Source organism: Priestia megaterium, assembly GCF_023824195.1.
Lineage (GTDB): Bacteria > Bacillota > Bacilli > Bacillales > Bacillaceae_H > Priestia > Priestia megaterium_D.
The window spans coordinates 4,593,400-4,619,211 of record NZ_CP085442.1 but is presented as its reverse complement, the minus strand read 5'-3'; the positions used below and the strand labels follow the sequence as shown (position 1 = coordinate 4,619,211).

The 25,812-nt window shown below is 38.5% G+C and carries 24 protein-coding genes and 1 riboswitch; of the genes, 22 read left to right on the top strand and 2 right to left on the bottom strand.

The genetic code is table 11. The features are described from left to right. Positions 1-121: 121 nt before the first annotated feature. Positions 122-1,228, bottom strand: coding sequence for a 5-methyltetrahydropteroyltriglutamate--homocysteine S-methyltransferase (locus LIS78_RS23975; RefSeq protein ID WP_252284434.1), 1,107 nt, complete (start codon positions 1,226-1,228; stop codon positions 122-124). Between the two features lie 212 nt (positions 1,229-1,440). Between LIS78_RS23975 and LIS78_RS23970 the strand changes: the two genes are divergently transcribed. The 8 genes from LIS78_RS23970 to LIS78_RS23935 all read left to right on the top strand — a co-directional run bounded on the left by LIS78_RS23970 (position 1,441) and on the right by LIS78_RS23935 (position 10,834). After that, on the top strand, positions 1,441-3,138 hold the full coding sequence (locus LIS78_RS23970; protein ID WP_195781769.1) for an AMP-binding protein: 1,698 nt from the start codon (positions 1,441-1,443) through the stop codon (positions 3,136-3,138). A 112-nt stretch (positions 3,139-3,250) separates the two neighbouring features. Next, complete coding sequence (fadR, locus tag LIS78_RS23965; protein WP_013059408.1) at positions 3,251-3,835, top strand: fatty acid metabolism transcriptional regulator FadR; 585 nt, start codon at positions 3,251-3,253, stop codon at positions 3,833-3,835. Between the two features lie 79 nt (positions 3,836-3,914). Further along, complete coding sequence (locus tag LIS78_RS23960; protein ID WP_013059407.1) at positions 3,915-4,688, top strand: enoyl-CoA hydratase; 774 nt, start codon at positions 3,915-3,917, stop codon at positions 4,686-4,688. Positions 4,689-4,706: 18 nt separating this feature from the next. Further along, positions 4,707-5,480: an electron transfer flavoprotein subunit beta/FixA family protein gene (locus tag LIS78_RS23955; RefSeq protein ID WP_016765685.1), complete on the top strand. Its 774-nt coding sequence runs from the start codon at positions 4,707-4,709 to the stop codon at positions 5,478-5,480. A 33-nt stretch (positions 5,481-5,513) separates the two neighbouring features. Next, complete coding sequence (locus LIS78_RS23950) at positions 5,514-6,494, top strand: electron transfer flavoprotein subunit alpha/FixB family protein (protein ID WP_195781770.1); 981 nt, start codon at positions 5,514-5,516, stop codon at positions 6,492-6,494. Positions 6,495-6,911: 417 nt separating this feature from the next. Further along, the gene (gene trxA, locus LIS78_RS23945) at positions 6,912-7,226 is read left to right on the top strand and encodes a thioredoxin (protein WP_013059404.1); all 315 of its coding nucleotides are present in this window, start codon (positions 6,912-6,914) and stop codon (positions 7,224-7,226) included. A 224-nt stretch (positions 7,227-7,450) separates the two neighbouring features. Beyond that, on the top strand, positions 7,451-9,217 hold the full coding sequence (uvrC, locus tag LIS78_RS23940) for an excinuclease ABC subunit UvrC (protein ID WP_252284433.1): 1,767 nt from the start codon (positions 7,451-7,453) through the stop codon (positions 9,215-9,217). 65 nt (positions 9,218-9,282) lie between these two features. Next, a riboswitch (Lysine riboswitch) is annotated at positions 9,283-9,460 on the top strand. Positions 9,461-9,601: 141 nt separating this feature from the next. Further along, on the top strand, positions 9,602-10,834 hold the full coding sequence (locus tag LIS78_RS23935) for an aspartate kinase (RefSeq protein ID WP_195781773.1): 1,233 nt from the start codon (positions 9,602-9,604) through the stop codon (positions 10,832-10,834). Between the two features lie 51 nt (positions 10,835-10,885). Here the strand turns inward: LIS78_RS23935 and LIS78_RS23930 are convergent, their stop codons facing one another. Continuing rightward, on the bottom strand, positions 10,886-11,413 hold the full coding sequence (locus LIS78_RS23930) for a YslB family protein (protein WP_074677719.1): 528 nt from the start codon (positions 11,411-11,413) through the stop codon (positions 10,886-10,888). Between the two features lie 489 nt (positions 11,414-11,902). Here LIS78_RS23930 and LIS78_RS23925 point away from each other — a divergent pair, with 489 nt between their 5' ends. The 14 genes from LIS78_RS23925 to LIS78_RS23860 all read left to right on the top strand — a co-directional run bounded on the left by LIS78_RS23925 (position 11,903) and on the right by LIS78_RS23860 (position 25,508). Then, positions 11,903-12,511: a succinate dehydrogenase cytochrome b558 subunit gene (locus LIS78_RS23925; RefSeq protein ID WP_013059400.1), complete on the top strand. Its 609-nt coding sequence runs from the start codon at positions 11,903-11,905 to the stop codon at positions 12,509-12,511. A gap of 29 nt (positions 12,512-12,540) precedes the next feature. Then, positions 12,541-14,328: a succinate dehydrogenase flavoprotein subunit gene (gene sdhA / locus LIS78_RS23920; protein WP_013059399.1), complete on the top strand. Its 1,788-nt coding sequence runs from the start codon at positions 12,541-12,543 to the stop codon at positions 14,326-14,328. A gap of 3 nt (positions 14,329-14,331) precedes the next feature. Continuing rightward, the gene (gene sdhB / locus LIS78_RS23915; RefSeq protein ID WP_013059398.1) at positions 14,332-15,105 is read left to right on the top strand and encodes a succinate dehydrogenase iron-sulfur subunit; all 774 of its coding nucleotides are present in this window, start codon (positions 14,332-14,334) and stop codon (positions 15,103-15,105) included. 63 nt (positions 15,106-15,168) lie between these two features. Then, positions 15,169-15,618 carry an acyl-CoA thioesterase gene (locus LIS78_RS23910; RefSeq protein WP_029320056.1) on the top strand — a complete coding sequence of 150 codons (450 nt, stop codon included), beginning with the start codon at positions 15,169-15,171 and terminating at the stop codon, positions 15,616-15,618. A gap of 174 nt (positions 15,619-15,792) precedes the next feature. Next, on the top strand, positions 15,793-16,017 hold the full coding sequence (gerE, locus tag LIS78_RS23905; protein WP_013059396.1) for a spore germination transcription factor GerE: 225 nt from the start codon (positions 15,793-15,795) through the stop codon (positions 16,015-16,017). 203 nt (positions 16,018-16,220) lie between these two features. Continuing rightward, positions 16,221-16,547, top strand: coding sequence for a hypothetical protein (locus tag LIS78_RS23900; RefSeq protein WP_014458080.1), 327 nt, complete (start codon positions 16,221-16,223; stop codon positions 16,545-16,547). A gap of 154 nt (positions 16,548-16,701) precedes the next feature. Beyond that, positions 16,702-17,202: a cation:proton antiporter regulatory subunit gene (locus tag LIS78_RS23895; protein ID WP_098779183.1), complete on the top strand. Its 501-nt coding sequence runs from the start codon at positions 16,702-16,704 to the stop codon at positions 17,200-17,202. Next, entirely contained in the window at positions 17,203-18,417 is a 1,215-nt protein-coding gene (locus LIS78_RS23890; RefSeq protein WP_195781776.1) for a cation:proton antiporter, read from the top strand. It begins immediately after the preceding gene. 187 nt (positions 18,418-18,604) lie between these two features. Further along, on the top strand, positions 18,605-19,348 hold the full coding sequence (locus LIS78_RS23885; RefSeq protein WP_195783205.1) for an ABC transporter ATP-binding protein: 744 nt from the start codon (positions 18,605-18,607) through the stop codon (positions 19,346-19,348). Positions 19,349-19,381: 33 nt separating this feature from the next. Beyond that, a complete protein-coding gene (locus tag LIS78_RS23880; RefSeq protein WP_195781777.1) occupies positions 19,382-20,368 on the top strand; it encodes an aliphatic sulfonate ABC transporter substrate-binding protein in 987 nt (328 codons plus the stop codon). A 10-nt stretch (positions 20,369-20,378) separates the two neighbouring features. Next, complete coding sequence (locus LIS78_RS23875; protein ID WP_252284432.1) at positions 20,379-21,233, top strand: ABC transporter permease; 855 nt, start codon at positions 20,379-20,381, stop codon at positions 21,231-21,233. 69 nt (positions 21,234-21,302) lie between these two features. Then, complete coding sequence (gene ssuE / locus LIS78_RS23870) at positions 21,303-21,857, top strand: NADPH-dependent FMN reductase (protein WP_195781779.1); 555 nt, start codon at positions 21,303-21,305, stop codon at positions 21,855-21,857. After that, positions 21,854-22,978, top strand: coding sequence for an FMNH2-dependent alkanesulfonate monooxygenase (ssuD, locus tag LIS78_RS23865; protein ID WP_033579638.1), 1,125 nt, complete (start codon positions 21,854-21,856; stop codon positions 22,976-22,978). The genes ssuE and ssuD overlap by 4 nt, the downstream gene beginning before the upstream one ends. A gap of 511 nt (positions 22,979-23,489) precedes the next feature. Beyond that, entirely contained in the window at positions 23,490-25,508 is a 2,019-nt protein-coding gene (locus LIS78_RS23860) for a penicillin-binding transpeptidase domain-containing protein (protein WP_252284431.1), read from the top strand. The last annotated feature ends 304 nt before the right edge of the window (positions 25,509-25,812 follow it).

Genomic DNA, 25,812 nt, shown 5'->3' with positions numbered 1-25,812 from the left:
TTACTCGTTTTATGCGGAGTGTTTATGCTTATTGGTCTTATCTATTTATCTATATAGCTTTTCCTAACATTGTGATGACAGCAAAAAAGCTGACCTTAAAGCAGGTCAGCTTTTTTAATGATTACTTCCATACGTCTTCAGCAATTGAAATCACGTGCTTTACTTTATCCCACTGCTGCTCTTCAGTTAGTAAATTTCCTTCTTCTGTAGAAGCGAATCCGCACTGGGGACTTAAACAAATTTGATCAAGAGAAACAAATTCTGCCGCTTCAGCAATTCGTTTTTTCACTGCTTCAGGATCTTCTAAATCTCCAAATTTTGATGTGATAAGACCAAGGACAATCTGAAGATCATCTCGCATTACATGTCGAAGAGGTTCGAATCCTCCTGAGCGTTCATCATCAAATTCTAAAAATAGTCCATCTACGTTTAACTGACTGAAAATAGCTTTTGACGCATTTTCATATCCGCCGCTTGCTGTATAAGTAGACTGGAAATTCCCTCTGCAAATATGCATTGTAATGACCATATCATCTGGCTTATGCGCAATGGATTCATTGATCGCATCCGTAAAACGTTTCAGTAATTTTTGGGGCGTGAAACCTTTTGAAGCGATTTGTTCTTGTCCTTTTTCTGAGAAAAAGACTGCCCACGCAGTATCATCTAACTGTAAATAGCGGCATCCGGCATCATAAAATGCTTGAATGGCTTTTTGATATGTTTTAACTAAATCAGCAAAAAATACATCCGTATCCGAGTAAGCAGACTCTTCAATATGACCTCTGAAAAACAGCATATTAGGACTTGGAATGGTGAACTTAGCTACGTGTTCTTTTCCAGCAGCTTGATGAAGAAATTTATAATCTTCAATCATAGGGTGGTGATTAAAATCTAGTTTTCCAGTCACTTTTATACCGTGAGCTTTTGTTTGGACCCCGTGAAACTGAATTCCCGACTCTGCTTCGTAAAGTTCTACGCCAACAAGCTCTGACAGAAAATCAAAGTGCCACCACGCACGGCGAAACTCACCGTCTGTGACGGCTTTTAATCCAATTTGTTTTTGCTTTTCTACGAGCTTACGAATTTCTTCATCTTCAATTGCTCGAAGCTGTTTCTTTGTCATTTCCCCGTTTTCCACCTGTAATCGTGCTTGCTTGATACGCTCGGGACGCAAAAAGCTTCCAACGTGATCTGCTTTGAACGGTCCTTTAGTCAATGTTGTTGTCAATTCATACAGCTCCTTAAAAAAAATCTAATTTTTATTATATACAAAAAATTCGGATAATGTACAGGGGTAAATCCAATTTTTATTTATTACGCTGCAGGATGAAAGAGTGATTAGGTAGGAAAGAGAACATTCAATAACGATTGCATATAAAAAAAGAATGAACTATAATTTTAATTAGAAAATTCTAATTTTTTATTTTTTTGAGGGAGAGGATGCGTGTGGAATCCACCGAAAAGATATGGCTTTCTCAATATCCGGATGAAATACCTGCTATGCTTCATTATGAACAAAAAAATTTAGCACAGCTTTTTGAAGAAGCAGTTCAAAAGGATCCTAAAAAAAGCGCAATCTATTTTCTAGGGAAAAAAATGACGTTTTCCCAGCTGCATCAAGATTCTCTGAAGCTGTCATCTTACCTTATTGAACTGGGATTAAAAAGAGGGGATAGAGTAGCCATTATGCTTCCAAATTGCCCTCAAGCTGTCATTTCCTTTTATGCTGTTCTTCTTGCCGGAGGAGTAGTCGTTCAAACAAACCCTTTGTATACGGAAAGAGAGTTAGAGTATCAGCTTAATGATTCAGAAGCGACCATGATTATTGCACTCGATTTGCTATATCCGCGTGTAGTAAAAGTGAAAGCGTTAACAAAGATAAAGCACGTAGTCATCACCTCTATTCAAGATTATCTCCCATTTCCCAAAAACATAATCTATCCATTTATTCAGCGCAAGCAGCAGAAGATAAGCGTGGATGTGAGTCATACGGAGACTACTCATTTATTTAAACGTATTATAAATGAATCCTCTCCAGCAGTATGTAACGCTGAGGGAATTTCAGACGAAGATATCGCGATTTTACAATACACCGGGGGAACAACAGGTTTTCCAAAAGGAGTCATGCTTACTCATAAAAACTTGGTAGCCAATGCAACGATGTGTTCACATTGGTTATACCGCTGCAGGCATGGAGAAGAAAAAGTGCTTGGAATTATCCCATTTTTTCATGTGTATGGTTTAACAACGGTTCTTGTTCTATCGGTTTTGCAAAACTATGAGATGGTTCTTTTGCCTAAATTTGATGCAAAAACGACGCTCAAAACCATTCATAAGCAGCAGCCTACTTTATTTCCAGGTGCTCCGACAATTTACATCGCATTATTAAACCATCCTGATTTAGCAAAATACAACCTATCTTCTATTGATTCATGTATGAGCGGTTCGGCTCCACTTCCTGTGGAAGTGCAGGAGCAGTTTGAAAAGCTCACCGGAGGTAAACTAGTGGAAGGATATGGCTTAACGGAAACCTCTCCTGTTACTCATGCTAATTTTCTTTGGAAAGAGAGAATACCAGGAAGCATTGGAGTGCCTTGGCCAGACACAGATGCCAAAATTCTCTCGTTTGAAACAGGTAAAGAAGCTGCTGTAAGCGAAGTAGGAGAAATTGCGGTTAAAGGTCCTCAGGTAATGAAAGGATATTGGAAGCAGCCTGAAGAAACGGAGGCTGTTATGCGAGACGGATGGTTGCTAACAGGTGATGTTGGCTATATGGATGATAAAGGTTATTTTTATGTAGTAGATCGAAAGAAAGATATTATTATTGCCGGGGGATATAATATCTATCCTCGAGAAGTTGAAGAAGTATTATATGAGCATGAAAAAATTCAAGAAGCTGTAGTGGTGGGTGTTCCTGACCCATATAGAGGAGAAACGGTGAAGGCTTACATTGTATTAAAAAATGGTGTAAGATGTACTGAAGAAGAGTTAAATGAGTTTTCTAGAAAGTATTTAGCTGCTTATAAAGTTCCGCGCCTTTATGAATTTCGAAATGAGCTTCCCAAAACGGCAGTCGGTAAGATTCTGCGACGAGCGCTGATTGATGAAGAAAATGAAAAGCATAAAAAGGCGACGTAATCGATCGTCGCCTTTGATTTTTTTACTGAAACATAATTGACAGATACTTGCGGTTTCTTTATTATAAAGATATGAATGAATAATCATTCATATTTTAAAGGAGCGTATAAGATTGAGAAGAAATAAGCCAAAGTATAAACAGATTATCGATGCAGCTGTAGTAGTAATAGCAGAAAACGGATACCACAATGCTCAGGTTTCTAAAATTGCTAAGCAGGCTGGAGTTGCAGACGGTACGATATATTTATATTTTAAAAACAAAGAAGATGTCTTGATTTCCTTGTTTCAAGAGAAGATGGGACAATTTGTAGAAAAAATTTATGAAGAACTGGCGGGAATTGAAACCGCGGCAGAAAAACTTCATGTGTTAATTGACAAACATTTTTCGTTTCTAGCGGAGGATCATCATTTAGCTACAGTGACACAGCTCGAACTGCGTCAATCGAACAAAGATTTAAGGTTGAAAATTAACGATGTATTAAAAGATTATCTGACTCTCATTGATTCTATTTTGCAGACAGGAATCGAAACGGGTGAGTTTTCTGAAAATATAGATATTCGTCTTGCGCGACAGATGATTTTTGGAACGATTGATGAAACTGTCACAACATGGGTAATGAACGATCATCGATATGGTCTAATAGAATCGGTAGATAAAGTCCATTCCCTGCTGTTAAACGGCTGCAGCGGCTCATAATCGTAAGTGAGCCTGCTGCTCCCTTGCGAGGGGAAAAGCGCAAGTTAATGAAAATAGAAAGAAAGGGTGGCGTAAACAAATGGAGATTATCCAGGTTGAAACTGTTGATGCAATAAGCTTCATTACGTTGAATAGACAACCTGCTAACGCTTTGTCTCAAGATTTATTAAAAGATCTTTCAAGTGTTTTAAAACATTTAGAAGATAGTAAAGAGACAAGGGTTATCGTCATTAAAGGTGAAGGGAAATTCTTTTGTGCCGGAGCTGATATAAAAGAATTCACATCACTTCAGCAGGAAAAAGAATACGAGAAGCTTGCTGTTAACGGTCAAGAGCTCTTTGAGTATATTGAAAATTACCCAAAACCAGTTATTGCAGCTATTCATGGAGCTGCTTTAGGCGGAGGATTGGAGCTTGCTATGAGCTGCCATATCCGTTTGGTAACGGAAAATGCTAAGCTGGGCTTGCCTGAGCTTCAGTTAGGAATTATACCAGGGTTTGGAGGAACTCAGCGATTGCCTCGTTATGTAGGAGTTCATAAGGCTTGTGAGATGATGCTGACAAGTGATCCAATATCCGGAAGCGAGGCAGTGGAGTTAGGATTGGCAAATGCAGCTTTTGAAGAAAGTCAGCTTATCAATGAAACATTTTTACTTGCTAGAAAAATTGCCAAAAAAAGCCCAATCTCTGTTAAAGCTACCTTGCAGCTGCTTCAGCATGTAAAAACAGATGCTTATTACAGCGGCATCAAAAAAGAAGCGCAGTTTTTTGGAAGCGTATTCAAAAGCCGGGATGCTCAAGAAGGCGTAGCCGCTTTTATTGAAAAGCGCCAGCCTAAATTTTTAGGAAAATAAGCTTAGGAGGGGAATTGAATGAATATTTATGTGTTAGTAAAAAGAACATTCGATACAGAGGAGAAACTTTCATTAAAAAATGGTCAAATTGTTGAAGATGGTGCTGAATTTATTATTAATCCTTACGATGAGTATGCAGTTGAAGAAGCTATTCAGCTAAAGGAAAAGCATGGCGGGGAGATTACGGTCGTGAGTGTAGGAGGGGAAGAATCAGAAAAAGAACTCCGAACAGCTTTGGCTATGGGAGCAGATAAAGCGGTTTTAATCAATACGGAAGATGACATAGAAGATGGCGATCAGTATACGACTTCTAGGCTGCTGGCACAGTACTTAAAAGAACAATCTCCTGACTTAATTTTGGCAGGAAACGTAGCGATTGACGGAGGTTCGGGCCAAGTGGGACCGCGCGTAGCAGAACAGTTAGAAATCCCTTATATTACGACCATTACAAAATTGGATATCGAAGGTGAAAAAGTGACTGTTGTACGCGATGTGGAAGGTGATTCCGAGGTTATTGAAACGTCGCTTCCTCTTTTAGTAACAGCTCAGCAGGGACTTAACGAACCTCGCTATCCATCTCTTCCAGGGATTATGAAAGCGAAGAAGAAACCGTTGGTTGAAGTGGAATTGGATGATTTAGATTTAGATGAAGATGATGTAGAAGCAAAAACAAAGACTATTGAAATTTATTTGCCTCCGAAAAAAGACGCAGGACGCGTATTACAAGGAGATATAAAAGATCAAGTGACAGAACTGGTCAATTTACTGCATAAGGAAGCAAAAGTCATTTAATAAGTCAAAAGTCAAAACAATGGGGGTATTGCAATGGGACGCAAAGTGTTAGTTCTAGGAGAAGCACGTGATGGGGGATTACGAAACGTATCGTTTGAAGCGATTTCCGCAGCGTCTACTGTAGCTGACGGTGGAGAAATTGTTGCAGCGTTAGTAGGAAAGAACGTAAAAGCTTTAAGTGAAGAGCTTATTGCGTACGGAGCGAATAAAGTTGTTGTGACGGAGCATGAAGATTTAGCTGCTTACACATCGGATGGTTACGCTCAGGCGTTATTAGCCATCATTGAAAGTGAACAGCCTGAAGCTATCGTATTTGGCCATACGGCTCTTGGCAAAGACCTAGCGCCAAAACTGGCAGCTCGCTTAGACAAAGGACTTATCTCCGATGTGACGGATGTAGAAGTTGGAGGGGATCAAGTAGTCTTCACTCGCCCAATTTATTCTGGTAAAGCATTTGAGAAGAAAATCATGACCGATGCTTTTACGTTTGTAACGATTCGTCCAAATAATATTTCACCGCTTGCAAAAGACGAGGGACTTACAGGCGATGTAGAGGATTTAAATGTTGAAATCAAAAACCTGCGTACAGTTGTAAAAGAAGTTGTACGTAAAGCAACGCAAGGGGTTGATTTATCCGAAGCAAAAGTCGTGATTGCAGGTGGTCGAGGTGTAAAAAGCACGGAAGGTTTTGGACCTCTTCAAGAACTAGCGGACGTGTTAAATGGAGCTGTTGGGGCATCTCGCGGAGCGTGCGATGCAGATTACTGCGACTATTCTCTTCAGATCGGTCAGACGGGCAAAGTAGTCACACCAGATTTATACATTGCCTGCGGAATCTCAGGAGCCATTCAGCATTTGGCCGGCATGTCAAATTCAAAAATTATTGTTGCAATTAACAAAGATCCTGAGGCGAATATTTTTAAAGTAGCTGATTACGGAATCGTTGGAGATTTATTTGAAGTGGTGCCTCTGCTAACGGAAGAATTTAAAAAGCTGAAAGTACAGTCTGCGTAAGAGGCTGGGACAAAAGTATTTTAGACGAAGTGAAAAACGAACCATTGATCAAGATGTTTGATTAGTGGTTCGTTTTTTTGTTAGGGTAAACGTAGGTTTCATGTGTGTGGGTCTTTCTAGCAGTTGATTGGAGGGCAAGGCGAAGACTCCCGCGGAAAGCGAAGTCTTGTACAGAAATCAACTGCGGTGTCACAAGCGGTTCAGCCCATGTATACTATTTGTTCGTCTTTAGATGGGATTTAGTTATGTCTCAACCTCATGGAAAACGAAATTTTCTACGTATGTTTTTATGTGAATTGTACAAACTAGAGCGGAGAATAAACAGTATAAATGTAAGCAAAAAGTTAGCAAACCTTATTTGAAGGTGATATACTGTGAGTAGAATTTGGATATTGCATATATTTAGGAGGAATTAAAATGGCTATTGCACATGCTACAGATAAAAACTTTACAGATGAAATTAAATCAGGCCTAGTGCTTGTTGACTTTTGGGCACCATGGTGTGGCCCTTGTAAAATGATTGCTCCAGTTCTTGAAGAAATTGATGGCGAACTTAACGATAAAGTTAAAATCGTGAAAGTAGACGTTGATGAAAACCAAGAAACGGCTGGAAAATTTGGTGTTATGAGTATCCCAACTTTAGTATTATTTAAAGATGGAGAGAAAGTTGACCAAGTAGTTGGTTTCCAACCAAAAGAAGCATTAACAGAATTAATTAATAAACACGCGTAAGTCAAAACCTAGCTCAGGCTAGGTTTTTTCTTTTTCTCCACTTTTTCTCTTTTGGGAATACTTTTATTTAGCGAATATGCGTTCGTTTGTTTTATACTAGATGTAAGGAACACCGTCATAAATCCGGCTTATGTGCATGTATTGTAAGGCAGGAAAGAATGTAGGTTACGCTTCATAAGCGAATGTATAGATGGACAGAGTAAGAGAAGAGGAAGGAGAAAAGTATGAATGATTATTTAAAAGAAAAGCTGGCTATTTTACCGGATCAGCCCGGCTGTTACTTGATGAAAGATAAATATGGAACAGTCATTTACGTAGGAAAAGCAAAAGTATTAAAAAATCGAGTGCGCTCCTACTTTACCGGATCTCATGACGGAAAGACGCTTCGACTTGTAAACGACATTGTCGATTTTGAATATATCGTCACATCTTCTAATTTAGAAGCGCTTATTTTAGAAATGAATTTAATTAAAAAGCATGATCCAAAATACAATATCATGCTTAAAGATGATAAGGGTTATCCCTTTATTAAGATTACAGCTGAAAAACAGCCCCGACTTGTTATTACAAGAAAAATAAAAAAAGATAAAGGAAAATACTTCGGTCCTTATCCTAACGTTCAAGCTGCAAATGAAACAAAGCGGCTTCTTGATCGCATTTATCCATTAAGAAAGTGCTCTACCATGCCAGACAGGCCTTGTTTGTATTACCATATCGGGCAATGTCTAGCTCCTTGCGTAAAAGAAGTAAAAGAAGAGCAAAACAAACAAATTATTGAAAATATCACGCGGTTTTTAAATGGTGGATATGAGCATGTCAAAACAGAGTTAACTGAAAAAATGTTAAAAGCTTCAGAAGAACTTGACTTTGAACGGGCTAAAGAATATCGAGATCAAATTGCTCATATCGAAGCGACAATGGAAAAGCAAAAAGTAACGTTTAATGATTTTGTTAATCGAGATGTGTTTGGCTATTCTTATGATAAAGGCTGGATGTGTGTTCAAGTTTTCTTTATTCGCCAAGGAAAATTAATTGAGCGAGAAGTTTCTATGTTTCCTTTTTATAAAGAGCCAGAAGAAGATTTCTTAACTTTTATCGGTCAGTTTTATGCCAAAAATATTAAGCCAAAAGAAGTGATGGTTCCAGCAACGATTGATGCAGAGTTAGCTGAGAAATTAGTAGAAGTAGAGGTTCAGCATCCAAAGCGAGGTAAAAAGAAAGAATTAGTAGAACTTGCGTGTAAAAATGCAAAAATTGCGCTCGGTGAAAAATTCTATTTAATTGAACGAGATGAAGAGCGCACGGTTGGCGCAGTTGAACGGTTAGGAGAAGAGCTTGGAATTGCCGCTCCTTATCGGATTGAAGCATTTGATAACTCAAATATTCAAGGAACAGACCCAGTTTCTGCGATGATTGTTTTTGTTGATGGGAAACCGGAAAAGAAAGAATATCGCAAATATAAAATTAAGACCGTAAAAGGACCAGATGATTACAGTTCCATGAGAGAAGTAGTTCGCAGACGGTATTCCAGAGCGTTAAAAGAAGGTCTTCCGCTTCCGGATTTAATTGTTGTAGATGGAGGCAAAGGGCATTTAGCTGCAGTACAGGACGTTCTCGAAAATGAATTGGGACTTTTAGTGCCTATAGCAGGTCTTGTCAAAGATGATAAGCACAGAACCTCCAACCTGATGATTGGTGAGCCTCCTCAAATCATACCGCTTGAACGCAATAGTCAAGAATTTTATTTGCTTCAGCGAATTCAAGATGAAGTTCACCGCTTTGCGATTACCTTCCACCGTCAAGTGCGCTCTAAGTCCGCTTTTCAGTCCGTTCTGGACGACATTCCGGGAGTGGGAGAAAAGCGTAAAAAAGCTTTGTTAAAGCATTTTGGTTCGGTGAAAAAATTGAAAGAAGCAACGGTTGAAGATATTCGGAATTCAGGTGTTCCTCAAAACATTGCTGAAAAAATTTATGAAACATTGCAAAAATAGTCTTGAAATAATAGAAAATATTTGATAAGCTATTAACTAATTTCATACGACACTTCATCAAATGAAGTGAAGATAGAGGTGCAAATTTAATCAGTACGTATCAGGAAGGGTATGAGCCCTTATGAATGATGCGGAAAGGGAAATTTGCCGAAGTGAACATTACCTCATAGTAATGATTGCTGGTTCTGCGTTGAATAAACGTAGGATTGTCAAGATGTAGATTCTTGGAGAGCTATCTCACGGCAGTGGACGGTTATGTTTTATAATTTTCGTTCGTTAAGCAATGAGAGCTCATCTCATTGCTTTTTTTATTGTCTGAGTAAAAAAATTTAGCTTCTCATCATCCTGCATATGCAAATTTATTGAAAAGGAATGAACAAAATTATGGCATTAATCGTTCAAAAATTTGGTGGAACATCTGTTGGTTCTGTTGAACGTATTCAACATGTAGCAAACCGTGTTATTCAAGAAGCAGAGCGCGGTAACCAAGTAGTTGTTGTTGTATCGGCAATGGGCAAAACCACAGATGCACTGGTGAAATTAGCAAATGATATTACAGACAGTCCAAGCAAACGCGAAATGGATATGCTTCTTACAACTGGAGAACAAGTAACGATTTCCCTGTTAACAATGGCTCTTCAATGCAAAGGGCATGAAGCAACTTCGCTAACAGGTTGGCAAGCTGGTATCCAGACGGAAGCAGTTCACAGCAATGCACGAATCCAGCACATTGACACGACTCGTATTCAAAGCCAATTAGATAGAGGTCGAATCGTAGTAGTAGCTGGATTCCAAGGCTGTTCAGAAGATGGGAGCATTACAACATTAGGTCGAGGCGGCTCTGACACGACGGCAGTAGCTCTTGCCGCAGCATTAAAAGCTGCAAAATGTGATATTTATACAGACGTAACAGGAGTGTTTACGACAGATCCGCGCTATGTAGAAGATGCTCGTAAGCTTCACTCTATTTCATATGACGAAATGTTAGAATTAGCCAATTTGGGAGCAGGGGTGCTGCATCCGCGCGCTGTTGAGTTTGCAAAAAATTATCAGGTACCGCTAGAAGTGCGTTCAAGCTTAGAAAACGAGAATGGAACGATTGTTGAGGAGGAAGTTTCAATGGAACAAAACTTAGTCGTAAGAGGAATTGCGTTTGAAGATAATATTTCACGGGTGACAATTGAAGGGTTAAACAACGAGTTACAAACTCTTTCTACTATTTTTACAGCATTAGCAAAAGAACAGTTAAATGTGGATATTATTATTCAAAACGTAACGGCTAATAATCGCCTCTCTATCTCATTTTCTATTAAAACCGTAGACGTAGAAGCTGCTCTTGCCGTCTTAAAAGAGTATAAATCTACTTTGGGATATACGCGTATTGAACATGAAAGCGGTCTGGCTAAAGTATCAATTGTCGGCTCTGGCATGATTTCTAATCCAGGTGTTGCAGCCGAAATGTTTGAAGTGCTGGCAGGAGAGAAAATTGAAGTGAAGATGGTCAGCACGTCTGAAATTAAAGTATCTACAGTTGTACCGCATGCTGATATGGTAAAAGCTGTTGAGACGCTTCACGTAGCATTTGAATTAGAAGAGCAGCAAGCAGTGCAAGTATAAAGAAGAGAAAAAAGACGTGGTATCTCCACGTCTTTTATATATACGTATTTCTTACTTTTTATAACGCTCCGCACGTGTTTCGGTAGGTAAGATATCTTTTCGGTCCCACTGCACGGAAATCAGCACTTTTCCGTTCTTTTCTTTATGTGTTAAGTAGGCTTCTGTTAGGCAGTTGTTTTGACGCTGAATCTGTTCAGCCACAAATCCTGACTCAAGATGAAACGAACAAGTTTCCTGTTGAAATCTTTTGCTGACCACATCACCTGATAATTCAAGCTCTAGTGAATATTTATCTTTTTTTGCAAGCGTCAGTGTTCCCCAGGAAGCTGCTTTAAAAAATGCGACGATTTCATCCATTGTATTTAATGGGTATTTACGCGCAAGGTGTTTTCCTGCCCAGTATGAGATGGTATTCGTTTCGTCTCCAAGAAGCTCTGGAATTAACACGTCACGCAAAAGGCTGTATCCGAAATATGAAACGTGATCAAGAGCTCTTTCTGTTTCAGCTGTGACATTAGGTTCTGATGTTTCCATCGTCTCTTCAAGTTCTTGCTGTGATTCTGTTTGTAAATTGCTCATGCTTTCCCCTCTTTCTTTACTACTATTATATACAAATCTAAAAAACCTCTCACGCATTTTTTTAATAAAATGTAAGAGGATCTTTATTATGGTAAAAAGAGTTAGATGTAAAGATAAAAAAACCATAAAATCCCTTTTAAAAGGGTACTTTTACCTGTGTAAATGTTTTGTGAACTTGTTTACAATAAAAGTATAAAGTAAACGCTTACTTAATTGTGGTAAGCAATATTATAATAGAAAGAAAAAATCTGTAACATCAATATAGTAAGCGTTAACAAATATAAAATTTTATAAATTTATATTTTATAGAAGATTTAAATATCTTGCCTTGACGCTCTTAATCGATGGGAGTAAAATTAACCTGTCACATACTTTATTAGGAAATGCAAAGGTTTTCATTTCCTATATTCACGATTAATCTATTTGTCTAGTGGGAGTAAGAAAGTTCTTCACAAACTATGTTCATTTAACTAAGGGGGGTCTACGCAGATGGCGGCAAACAGAGAGTTTCAATATCGGAGAATCCATTCATTACTTGGGGTAATACCAATCGGGATTTTCTTAACACAGCATTTAGTTGTGAATCATTTCGCGACAAAGGGAGAAGAATCATTTAATCAAGCAGCTCACTTCATGGAGAGCTTACCTTTCCGCTATGCTCTAGAAATTTTCATTATTTTCTTACCAATCGTTTTTCACGCAATATACGGTCTTTACATCGCATTCACTGCTAAAACAAACGTTAACAACTATGGGTTTTTCCGTAACTGGATGTTTATCCTTCAGCGTGTTTCAGGTGTAATCACACTTATCTTCATCACATGGCACGTATGGGAAACCAGAATACAAGCTGCGCTTGGAAAAGAAGTAGATTTTCAAATGATGGAACGAATTTTAAGCAACCCGGCAATGCTTGCATTCTACATAGTTGGTGTTGTATCTACGATCTTCCACTTTGCAAACGGTCTATGGTCATTTGGAGTTAGCTGGGGGTTAACTGTAACACCACGTTCTCAAAGAATTTCAACTTATGTGACATTAGCAATCTTCTTAGCACTTACATTTGTAGGTGTTCGTACATTATTCGCATTTGCATAAAATTAAGGTTTTGAAGGAGTGGGGTTCCGATGAGTAACGGAAAAATCATCGTAGTCGGTGGCGGTTTAGCTGGCTTGATGGCAACGATAAAAATTGCTGAGTCTGGCAAGCAAGTAGATTTATTTTCACTAGTTCCGGTAAAAAGATCTCACTCAGTTTGCGCGCAAGGTGGAATTAACGGAGCCGTAAATACGAAAGGTGAAGGGGATTCACCATGGGAACACTTTGATGACACAGTGTACGGCGGAGACTTTTTAGCCAACCAGCCACCTGTAAAAGCAATGTGTGAAGCAGCTCCTGGTATTATTCACTTACTTGACCGCATGGGTGTTATGTTTAACCGTACTCCTGAGGGTTTGTTAGACTTCAGACGATTTGGCGGGACGCAGCATCACCGTACGGCTTTTGCTGGAGCAACAACGGGTCAACAATTATTGTACGCATTAGATGAGCAGGTTCGTCGCTATGAAGTTGCCGGACTTGTGACAAAGTACGAAGGATGGGAATTCTTAGGTGCTGTTCTTGATGATGAGCGCAGCTGTCGCGGAATTTCTGCACAGAATTTAAAATCAATGGAAATTAAAACGTTCCCAGCTGATGCGGTTATTATGGCTACAGGTGGACCAGGAATTGTTTTTGGAAAATCGACGAACTCAGTTATTAATACAGGTTCAGCGGCATCTATCGTGTATCAGCAAGGTGCATACTATTCAAACGGAGAGTTTATTCAAATTCATCCAACTGCTATCCCGGGAGATGATAAGCTTCGTCTTATGAGTGAATCTGCTCGTGGAGAAGGCGGACGCGTTTGGACATATAAAGACGGTAAACCTTGGTATTTCTTAGAGGAAAAATATCCTGCATACGGTAACTTAGTACCTCGTGATATTGCAACTCGTGAAATTTTTGACGTCTGCGTAGCGCAGAAGTTAGGAATTAACGGAGAGAACATGGTTTATCTGGACCTTTCACATAAAGATCCAAAAGAGCTAGACATTAAACTTGGAGGTATCATTGAAATCTATGAAAAATTCATGGGCGATGATCCGCGCAAGGTACCAATGAAAATTTTCCCAGCCGTACACTATTCAATGGGCGGTTTATGGGTGGATTACGATCAAATGACAAATATTCCTGGCTTATTCGCAGCTGGTGAGTGTGATTATTCACAGCACGGAGCGAATCGTTTAGGAGCAAACTCATTATTATCAGCTATTTATGGCGGTATGGTTGCTGGTCCTAAAGCCGTTGAATACATCAATGGTTTAGAAAAGAGCGCAGATGCTATTTCTTCAAGCGTATATGATCGTCATGTGAAAGAAGAAGAAGAGAAATGGAACAATATCATGAATCTTCAAGGTACAGAAAATGCATACGTTCTTCATAAAGAGCTAGGGGAATGGATGACTGACAACGTGACAGTCGTACGATACAATGACAAACTGTTAAAAACAGATGAAAAAATTCAAGAATTAATTGAACGCTATGATCGTATTAACATTAATGACACGGCTAAATGGAGTAATCAAGCGGCAACATTTACTCGCCAGCTGCAAAACATGCTTCAGCTTTCACGTGTTGTAACGCTAGGAGCTTACAACCGTAACGAAAGTCGCGGTGCTCATTATAAGCCGGATTTCCCAGATCGTAACGATGAAGAATTCTTAAAAACAACAATGGCATCTTTTGTGGATAAGAAAACGGCTCCTTCTTTCCATTATGAAGAGGTAGACGTATCGTTAATCAAACCGCGTAAGCGCGACTACACAAAGAAAAAAGATGAAAAACCAAAAAAACAACAAGAGGGGGTTCGTTAATCAATGAGTGAACAACAAACAGTCCAAAAGACAGTGCGCTTCATTATTACACGTCAAGATTCAGCTGAATCTGCTCCTTACAATCAGGAGTTTGAAATTCCGTATCGTCCGAATATGAACGTTATTTCAGCACTGATGGAAATCAGACGTAACCCTGTTGATGCTTCAGGTAAAGAGGTTGCTCCGATAAACTGGGAAATGAACTGTTTAGAGGAAGTATGCGGAGCCTGTTCAATGGTCATCAACGGTAAACCTCGTCAGTCATGTACAGCTCTTGTTGATAAACTAGAACAGCCAATTCGCTTACAGCCAATGAAAACATTCCCAGTTGTTCGTGACTTGCAGGTAGACCGCAGCCGTATGTTTGATTCACTAAAAAAAGTAAAAGCCTGGGTTCCAATCGATGGCACATACGATTTAGGTCCAGGACCGCGTATGCCGGAAAAGAAACGTCAGTGGGCGTATGAGTTATCCAAGTGCATGACATGCGGCGTTTGCTTAGAAGCTTGTCCAAACGTAAACGACAAGTCAAACTTCATCGGTCCAGCACCGCTTTCTCAAGTTCGCTTGTTTAATGCCCATCCAACAGGTGCGTTAAATAAAGGAGAACGTTTAGAGACGATTATGGGTGATGGAGGGCTAGCGAACTGCGGGAACTCTCAAAACTGCGTTCAATCATGTCCAAAAGGAATTCCATTGACTACTTCAATCGCAGCCTTGAACCGCGATACAACCATTCAAGCATTCAGAAGTTTCTTTGGTAGCGATCAAGTATAATCACTCAAAACCTCTCCGTGCGGAGAGGTTTTATTTTTTCTATGGCGAACGGAGGAAATACAGATGAATAATATTTCGTATATTGAAGACATGGATCATTGGAAAGAGTCATTTTCATTTAAGCAGGAGATCAAGGTAAGATTTTCTGAAACAGATATGTTTGGGCATTTAAATAATACGGTTCCTTTTGTTTATTTTGAACAAATACGTACGGAATTCTTTCACCATATTGGCTTTATGCAAAAGTGGACGAGTGAGCATGAGGGAACGATACCGGTGGTGGCTGATTTGCAGTGCGATTATGTCAAACAAGTGTATTTTGGCAACGTGCTATCTGTTTTTGTGAAAGCTCATAGAATTGGACGTTCGTCGGTTGATTTACACTATATGATTCAAAATGAGCAAAGAGAGGTTGTACTCACCGGGAGAGGAACAATGGTGCAAATTTCTAAAGAAACAGGAAAAAGCGTGCCTTGGAATGAAGAGATGAAAAGGTGTTTATCAAATATATGAAAATGGCTTGAAGGCTCTTTCTTCAGGCTTTTTTTCTTTTTTAAAGGTAAAAAAGAGTTTTTTGCATATTTTTTCTAAAACTAGTAACCGCGTAGGCATACCGCACATAAGATATGTTGACTAAATTTACACCCATCCGATAGTTCAACTCAGGATCAGGCAAGGAGGGTTACATTGAAAGAAAAAGAGTTTCAACCTAAACCGCTACTTACAAAGCGTGAACGAGAAGTATTCGAGCTTTTAGTACAGGACAAAACAACAAAAGAAATCGCGAGTGAACTATTCATTAGCGAAAAAACAGTTCGAAATCATATTTCTAATGCGATGCAAAAGCTTGGAGTCAAGGGGCGTTCTCAAGCAGTCGTAGAACTCCTTCGAATGGGAGAACTTGAACTATAACATGAGCTGGCTTTCTTCTTAGAAAGCCAGCTTTTTGTATATTTTTTTAAGTGTCGCATAAATATCTAAAAAGAATAACGTTAAGAAAATATTATAAAAAAGGTAAATCTTTATAAAAAAAACTTATTGCTTGAAATTGAATTTCAGAGTACGTATACTTTTAAGTAAGGAGATACTAGCTCAGAAGAAAGAGAGGTGAGATGATGAAAAATGTATGGATGAGCTTATTGTTATGCATGATATTCTGTTTGCCTTTTGCGAGTTTGCCAGATAAATTTATTGATAACGACTTTGAAAAAGTGAAGGTCACAAAAAGTTCGGTTCAGCATTATACGGATATTGTGCACATGTCTCCAGGAGCTAAGCACAGCGTTAAACAAATAGGATCTCTCATACAAAGCGTGATAGTAACTTTTGCTTTAGTATGGGTGAGTGCCAAACTCATCATTCCAACGCATCAAATTGCGTATTTTATCCTCAAGAAAACACTTTTTTATCCGAAAATCTTTCAATCAAGTTACCTCAATTAAATAAAAAAGGTTGAAATTTCAACAGCCTTTTCTTCAAACCTAAAATTACCAACTATTCTTAGGCCTATTTGTCATGCGAATTTTCTAGGAAAATAATGTGAAATCTATAAAAATGTAAAACCCTTGTTAAAAACTTTATAGGAGTGATCATTCAATGATGATTAAAGAAACGGAATTACCAGGAATCGGCCGTAAATTTGAAATTGAGACAAGCGGAGGAAACCGCGTGGTCGTTATTATTCATGATGATGGACGACGTGAAATCTACCACTTCAATCAAAAAGATTTAGAAGAAAGCATTTTTGACATTACGTTAACAGATACGGAATCAAGACAGCTAGCTGCAATTTTAGGCGGCATGATTTACAAGCCAAAAGCAATGGAAACCATTGAAGTGGCATTTAATGACTTAGTGATTGAATGGTATAAAGTTGAAAAGCAAGCGAAAGCGCATAGCAAAACAATTGGTGAAATTGACGTTCGCAGTAACTATGATGTCACTATCATCGCCGTCATTAAAAATACGCAAAAAAAATTATCAACTCCAGGACCAGATACGTTAATTGAAGAAGGAGATACGCTTGTTATCTCTGGAGAACGAGGGAATTTAAAAACGCTCATTAAAGAATTGCTTTCACAAGGAGGTAGTTCGTAATTGGATCATTTAGTATTTGAAGTTGGGACAGCTTTGTTACTAGTCGCTTTAGCGGCTATACTAGCACACAAATTTAAATTTACGATTATTCCATTCCTCATTCTGCTGGGCATGGCGGTTGGTCCCCATGCTCCTGAGTTTGGCTCATTCAGTTTAAAGTTTATTGAAAGCCAAGAGATTATTGAATTTATGGGGAGAATTGGAGTTCTCTTTTTACTATTTTATTTAGGATTAGAATTTTCAGTTGGAAAGCTAATTAAATCAGGTAGGTCCATCGCGGTGGGAGGATCTATTTATATTTTAATTAACTTCACTTTAGGATTATTGTATGGATACCTGACAGGAAATCCTCTTCTTGAAGTGCTGATTATCGCTGGAATTATTACGATTTCGTCCAGCGCAATTGTCGCAAAAGTATTGGTTGATTTAAAACGAACAGCGAATCCAGAAACGGAACTGATATTAGGGATCATCATGTTTGAAGATATTTTCTTAGCCGTTTATCTTTCTGTCGTTTCAGGGTTGGTACTTGGAGACCACGGATCGCTTGCTGGATCTTTAACATCTATTTTAATTGCGTTTGGCTATATGATGCTGTTCTTTATCATTGCTCGAAAAGCCACGCCGCTACTAAATAAACTTTTAAATATTTCATCAAACGAAATCTTTATAATCGTCGTTTTTGCGGTATTGTTTTTTGTGGCAGGCTTCTCAGAAACAATTCACGTGGCAGAAGCAATTGGTGCGTTATTGCTTGGACTTGTATTTTCTGAAACGGAACATCGCGATCGTATTGAACATCTTGTCGTACCGTTTCGTGATTTCTTTGGAGCCATCTTTTTCTTCAGCTTCGGGTTAAGTATTGATCCTCTCACGCTATGGGATGCAGGCTGGCTTGCGCTTGGCGCAGTTGCGCTTACGATTATTGGTAACTTTACAGCCGGTATGATCTCAGGAAGAAAAAGCGGGCTGTCACACAAGGCTTCTACTAACATTGGGTTAACGATTATGTCACGAGGCGAGTTTTCTATCATTATGGCTAACATTGGAATTGAAGGAGGATTATCCGCAATTCTTCAGCCATTCGCTGCGCTTTATGTATTGATTTTAGCTATTATTGGCCCTTTGTTAACGAAGGAGTCTAAGCATATATACGGATTTTTAAACCGAGTATTTAAATGGAAAAAACAAAATCCTCAAGAATCAAAAGGATAAAATATATAAAACACAGTTGACAAATCGGATTAATATGATAAAATTCAAAATAATCCAATAACAAATCAGTTAAATATAGCAACGGGCTGATCGGTCAACCGAAAGCTCCTACCTTTTTCAGGTAGGAGCTTTTGTGTTTTTAGATGAACGAGCTTTTGATTTAAAAATTCAAGGAGGAGGAATTGCTGTGAGTGTTATCATTCAATCTGTTAACCGCTCATTTCAAAAAGGAGAACAAGTAACTCAAGCATTGCGGAATGTAAATCTTACGATTAATAAAGGTGAATTTATCACCGTTATTGGTCCGAGCGGGTGCGGAAAAAGTACACTGCTTAAAATGATTGCAGGACTTGATATGGATTATGAAGGGCGTATTGAAATCAGCGGGAAGTACATAGCCGGACCTAGCATTAAACAAGGAATGATCTTTCAAGAACACCGCTTGTTCCCTTGGCTTAATGTGGAGCAAAATATAGCGGCTGACTTATCTTTGAAAGATTCGAACGTTCGGCGCCGCGTAGATGAGTTAATTGATATTGTCAGGCTGAAAGGATTTGAAAAAGCTTATCCTCGAGAACTATCTGGGGGGATGTCTCAACGAGTTGCTATTGCGCGTGCTCTTTTAAGAAATCCAGAAGTTTTATTGTTAGATGAACCGTTCGGTGCGTTAGATGCTTTTACTCGCACTCATTTGCAAGATGTGCTGCTAGACATATGGAAAAAAGAAAAAACAACTATGGTCTTTGTTACGCATGATTTAGACGAATCCATTTACTTGGGGACTAAAATTGTGATTATGAGTGCCAGACCAGGAGAAATTAGCCGGGTCGTTCCAGTAGAAATTAGTCATCCGCGAAAAAAGACAGAACTACCTTTTCAGCAGCTAAGGCAGCAAGTACTGAAAGAATTTGAAGAAGCAGGAGAACATTAAAGATTCAATAAGACAGAGAAGGAGACAGAACAGATGAAAAAGCTACTTTTAACTGCAGCTATTGTACTTGTTCTCGCATTGGCTGGGTGCGGGACGAAAGAAAAAGCGAGCGGAGAAGATTCAAAAAACGTTACAGTCAATATTGGTATCCAACAAAGCTTAGGTCCTTTAATGCTGGCACAAAACCAAAAATGGTTTGAAAAAGAATTTAAAAAAATAGGTGTAAATGTCAAATGGACAGAGTTTCAAAGCGGTCCTCCGCAATTTGAAGGTATAGCATCTGGACACTTGGATTTCGGCCAAGTTGGAAATTCACCTGTTATTTCTGGGCAAGGCGCAGACATTCCGTTTTTAGAAATTGCTAATTCCAGCGATGGATTAAAAGGAAATGCTATTTTAGTAGGGAAAAACAGCAAGATTAAAAGTATAAAAGATTTAAAAGGTAAAAAGATTGCGGTCGCGAAAGGAAGCAGTGGTTTTAATTTATTGTACAGAGCTCTTGACCAAAATGGTTTGAAGCCAAGTGATGTAAAGATTATTCAGCTTCAGCCAGACGAAGCTCAGCCAGCATTTGAAAACGGGTCAGTTGATGCATGGTCAATTTGGGAACCGTTTATCTCACTGCAAAACTTAAAAAATGAAGCGCGTATTTTAGCAGACGGGGATTCGTTAAATGTTGCTTCACCAGGTTTTACTATTGTAAGAGAAGACTTTGCAAAAGACCATCCGGAGTTAGTCGTTAAGTTTTTACAAATTTATCAAAAAGCGCTTGAATGGCAAAACGAACATTTTGAAGAATCTGTAGATATTTTAGCAAAGCAAAAAAATCTAGATAAAGATGTAGTAAGACAAGTATTAAAAAATAATCCTGCTTATAACCGCCCAACTTCTAAGAAAATTATTGCAGAACAACAGCGAACAGCTGATTTTCAACAATCTTTAGGCGTTATTAAAAAGAAAATTGATACTGGAGATGTCGTTGATAATTCATTTATTAAAAAAGCATTAAAAGAAAAATGAGGTGATGAAAATGAGTAAAACATCTGTGGTTTCAGGACATGTTCAGTCTTCAGCTGCTCACTTGCAAAAAGTGAAAAAAAGAAAGGAAGAAGCGAAAAATAAGCAGGGAATTTTCCTTCGTTCTCTTGTCGTGCCAATTCTGCTTATTGTCGTGTGGCAAATCATTGGTTCTGCGGGCTATGTATCCAAAACTGTTCTTCCTACACCTGTTGATATTGTACTTTCTTTTAAACAGCTCATCGTATCGGGAGAACTCGGAGCTAACCTTCAAATCAGTATTTTGCGTGCTGCCATAGGTTTTGCCGTTGGAGCTGGACTAGGGTTACTATTGGGTGTAATTGTTGGTTTCTCAAAGAAAACAGAGCACTATATGGATCCATCTATTCAAATGCTTAGAACTGTTCCTCACCTTGCATTGGCGCCTTTATTTATCTTATGGTTTGGCTTTGGTGAAATTTCAAAGATATTGCTAATTGCAAACGGTGCATTTTTCCCAATCTATGTTAATACGTATCTAGGCATTCGCGGCGTTGATTCGAAATTATTTGATGTTGCTCGTGTTCTTCAATTTAGTAAATGGAAACAAATTACAAAACTCATTTTACCAGCCGCTCTTCCTAATATTTTACTTGGTGTCCGATTGTCTTTAGGTATTGCATGGCTCGGACTGGTAGTAGCTGAATTAATGGGAGCAAGTGAAGGTGTAGGATACATGATTATGGATGCTAGACAGTTTTCTCAAACGGACGTAGTTTTTGTTGGAATTATCATTTTTGCTGTTGTAGGCAAATTAACCGATTCATTTGTCCGAGTATTAGAAAAGCGTCTTCTTAAATGGAGAGACAGCTACGCAGGTGAAAAATAAAATAAGGATTTATATACGCATTAATCCTTGTAAATCTATCAGTTTTATAAGTTAAAAGGAGAGATGATAATGAGCCAGGTTACAATTATTACAGGAAGCCCTTCAAAGCAATCAAGGTCAACTGCTTTAAGCGAGTATATTGCAGCATATCTACAAGATGAAAAATATGAAGTGAAAACCGTGCATGTCCGTGATCTGCCCGCTGAAGACTTAGTATATGCTAACTTTTCTAGCCCTGCGATTCAAGAAGCTCAAAAGAAAGTGGCAGATGCTGATGCCGTTATTATTGTCAGCCCAATCTATAAAGCTAGCTACACAGGAATTTTAAAAACATTTTTAGATTTAATACCTGAAAAAGGTTTGCACAATAAAACCGTGCTGCCGATAGCTACAGGGGGAACCATTGCTCACCTACTGGCTCTTGATTATGTATTTAAGCCAACTTTATCCGTTTTAGGAGCTACTGCTCTTATTCATGGAGTTTATATTGTTGATTCTGAGGTGGCCTATACGAAAGAAAATGAAATTGAGTTTATTGCGGAAGAAGCAGAAGCGAGAATTAAACGTTCATTAAAAGAGCTGGGATATCATCTAGAACAAACGAAAAGGAGTGTTGAATCATGAAAATGTTATGGTTTATTCCTTCCCATGGAGATGGAAGATATTTAGGGACAAATCGAGGAGGTCGTTCAGCAGATTATTCATATTTTCGGCAAGTTGCTCAAGCAGCTGACCGGTTAGGATTTGAAGGAGTTCTGATTCCAACGGGGAAATCATGCGAAGACCCGTGGCTATTGGCTGCTTCACTTATACCTGAAACAGAGCGTTTGAAATTTTTAGTAGCTGTACGCCCCGGTATTATGGCTCCTTCCGTGGCAGCGCGCATGACTTCGACTCTTGATCGAATTTCAAACGGTCGTTTACTAGTTAACGTAGTAGCAGGAGGAGATCCAGCAGAATTAGCCGGAGACGGCCTTTTCTTATCACATGATGAACGTTATGAAGCTGCGGATGAATTTTTAGATGTGTGGAAAGGGTTATTGGCTGGAGATACGGTAAATTATGAAGGAAAACATATTCATGTAGAGAACAGTGAGCTGTTGTATCCACCTGTTCAAAAACCTTCTCCACCTATTTATTTTGGTGGATCTTCACCCGCAGGACAAAAAGTTGCAGCGAAACATTCTGACGTGTATTTAACGTGGGGCGAGCCTCCTGAACAAGTAAGAGAAAAAATAACGGCTGTGAGAAAGCAAGCAGAAGCAGAAGGCAGAACCGTTAAGTTTGGAATTCGTTTGCATATTATTGTACGGGAAACGGAAGAAGAAGCTTGGGAAGCAGCCGATCGATTAATTCAGCATTTGGACGACGACACGATTCAAGCTGCACAGCGTACTTTTGCAAGGTATGACTCAGTCGGGCAGCAGCGAATGGCGAGCCTTCATAGAGGAACCCGAGAGGAACTTACGATTAGCCCTAACTTATGGGCAGGTGTAGGGCTCGTCCGGGGAGGTGCAGGAACTGCACTAGTAGGCAGTGCTGAAAATATAGCGAAACGAATAAAAGAATATGAAGCTTTAGGAATTGAATCCTTTATTTTATCAGGCTATCCGCATTTAGAAGAAGCTTATCACGTAGGGGAGTTATTGTTCCCGCTTTTAAATATTGATGAGGGTGAAGGAAAGAGTGAAAGCATCGGTGAGATTATTGCAAACGATAGGTTTCCAAAAGCTTCAACCTCGTAAAAGAAGAACCGGTGAAAAATTCACCGGTTCTTCTTTTTCATTCATCTCAGCCGAGAGACGAGTCCGTTAAATTGTTGGTTTTGGTTTTTCAGGTGCAGCTTGTTTATCTTTTCGACTTTCTTGAATATATACTTTAAAGAGAAAAATATTTAAACAGCCCAGTGTGAGGAATAACGGTGCAAAATAATATTCCTGAGACATAAGTAGGACGAAAACGCTTCCAAAACAGAACAGAGAACTAAACATAAAGTAAAACTGTAAGAATCTTCTCATTTTAGTCGCCTCCTATTCTTTTTCTTCTTACAATTATTATATCAAATACTTTCCAAAAAAGACACAAAATATTCACAAAATGTTCGATTTTTTTCTTGTTTACCTATTGATTTTTTTGTAGATATGTAAATTTAGTGGGTTGTAATACCAATTAATTCCTGATTATAACTTTCTGATGGAAAGTTTATGTAAAATTTTATATGATAGAAATGGTATTGAAAAAAGGGGGAAAATCATCATGAGACGAATTGGGTGGCTATTTTTTACTATGGCAATTCTCTTATTAATAACTGCCGGTTGCTCAAATGATCAACAGAAAGTACAGGATCGATTTGATAAATATGTAGCCATGTGGAATAAAGAAGATTTTAAAGGCATGTATGGATACTTGTCTAAAGATGCTAAAAAGACGATTTCAGAAAAAGACTTTGTAAATCGATATAAAAATATCTATGATGCAATTGAAGCGGACAAGCTTAAAGTGAAGGCAAGTAAAATAGAAGACTTAGAAATAAAAGACCATAAAGCTGTTTTACCTTTTGAAGTAAACATGAACTCTGTAGCCGGTGAAATCTCATTTAAAGAAAATGCTGCTGTGGTTCAAGAAAAACAAGGGGATGCAGAGAATTGGTATATTAATTGGAAGCCTAATATGATTTTTAAAGGACTTAAGCAAGGAGAGCAAGTAAGAGTAGCTACTCAGTCAGCTGTGCGTGGAGAAATTATGGATCGTTCAGGGAAATATTTAGCTCAAAACGGAGAAGCGATTCAAGTTGGAGTTGTTCCCCAGCAGTTTTCTAAAGGCGGCGAGCAAGCTATACAACAATTAAGCAAGACTCTTGCTCTTTCAGAAAAAAGTATTAATCAAGCACTGAGCGCTTCTTGGGTGAAAGAGAATCAATTTGTTCCTATTAAAACAGTTAGTCAAAAAGACGCCTCTAATTTAGAGAATTCTTTGAAAAAAGTAGAAGGCATTCAACAAAAAAAGGTAAATGCGCGCGTATATCCTTGTGAAGAAGCGTGTGCTCATTTAGTTGGATACGTTGCGCCTGTCACGGCGGAATATTTAAAAGAGCATAAAGATGAAGGCTATAATGCTCAGTCTAAAGCTGGAATGATTGGCTTAGAGTCTTTATATGAAGATAAGCTTCGTGCTCGAGACAGCGTCACGATTTATACTGTAGATAAAGATGGTAATAAAAAGGATGAAATTGCAAAAGTGAATCCAAAAGACGGGGAAAGCATTCAAGTTACGGTAGACACGAATGTTCAAAAATCCCTTTATGAACAGTTAAAAGATGAAAAAGGAGTAGCTACTGCTCTTCAACCTAAAACGGGAGAAATATTAGGTCTTGTAAGCACGCCAGCTTTTGATCCGAATTCTTTTTCTTTTGGAATCGATGCTAATACGTATCAATCCCTTTCAACGAATCCCAATAAGCCGTTAATGAATCGCTTTACCAAAACGTATTCTCCCGGATCTACATTTAAGTTAGTCACGGGAGCTTTAGCAGTTGATGAAGGCGTGCTAAATCCAAACGAAAGTATATCAATCAGCGGGAAGAAATGGCAAAAAGATAAAAGCTGGGGGAATTTCTACGTAACACGAGTGGGCAGCAAGCCGAATGTTAATTTACGTGATGCTTATGTTACATCTGATAATATTTATTTTGCGCAGACTGCTTTGAAGCTAGGTTTAGACAAATTTAACAGTGGTTTAAAACAGTTTGGGTTCAATCAAAAAATGCCTGTTAATTATCCTTTTGAAACGTCTAAAATTGCAGGTGATCAAGATATTAAAGATGAGGGAGTATTAGCAAACTCTGGCTATGGCCAGGGGAAACTGCAAGTGAATCCTCTCCATTTGGCATTGATGTATACATCGATTGTAAACGATGGAAACATAGTAAAGCCTATTCTTATGAACGGTGATGAGAGTGGAATATGGAAAAAACAAGTAATATCTAAAGAAACGGCGCAATTAATTCAAAATGATTTAGTTGATGTCATTGAAGATAAAAATGGTACGGGTCATGCTGCAAAGATAGATGGGTTAACCCTGGCTGGAAAAACTGGAACGGCAGAATTAAAGAAAACTCAAGGTGAAAAAGGGCAGGAAAACGGCTGGTTTGTAGCTGTGGACACAAAACAGAAAAACCTACTCGTTTCAATGATGGTTGAAGGAGTAGAAGATAAAGGCGGAAGTCATTACGTCGTGCCGAAAGTAAAAAATGTATTTCAGCAATATAATAAGTAAATAATAAAAGCCAGTTCTAAAAGAGCTGGCTTTTATTATTTACACAAGGGGAGTAATGTTAAGTTTTTGTAAATCCCAGTTTTATACAAACTCTGAAAACCCTTATTTTAAAAGGAATCAACGTATTATTGTTAATGTATTGTAAAGAGGCCTAAAAAAATGTGTTTGAAAAGTTATTGACAATTAACAATAATAGGAGTAATTTTTGACTTGGCGTAAAAAAATGAATCGCATAACCTATAAGTAAAAGAATCACCTTTTGGGACTTTTGCTCTGGTAAACGTTTGTTTTTTTAGAATTTTTT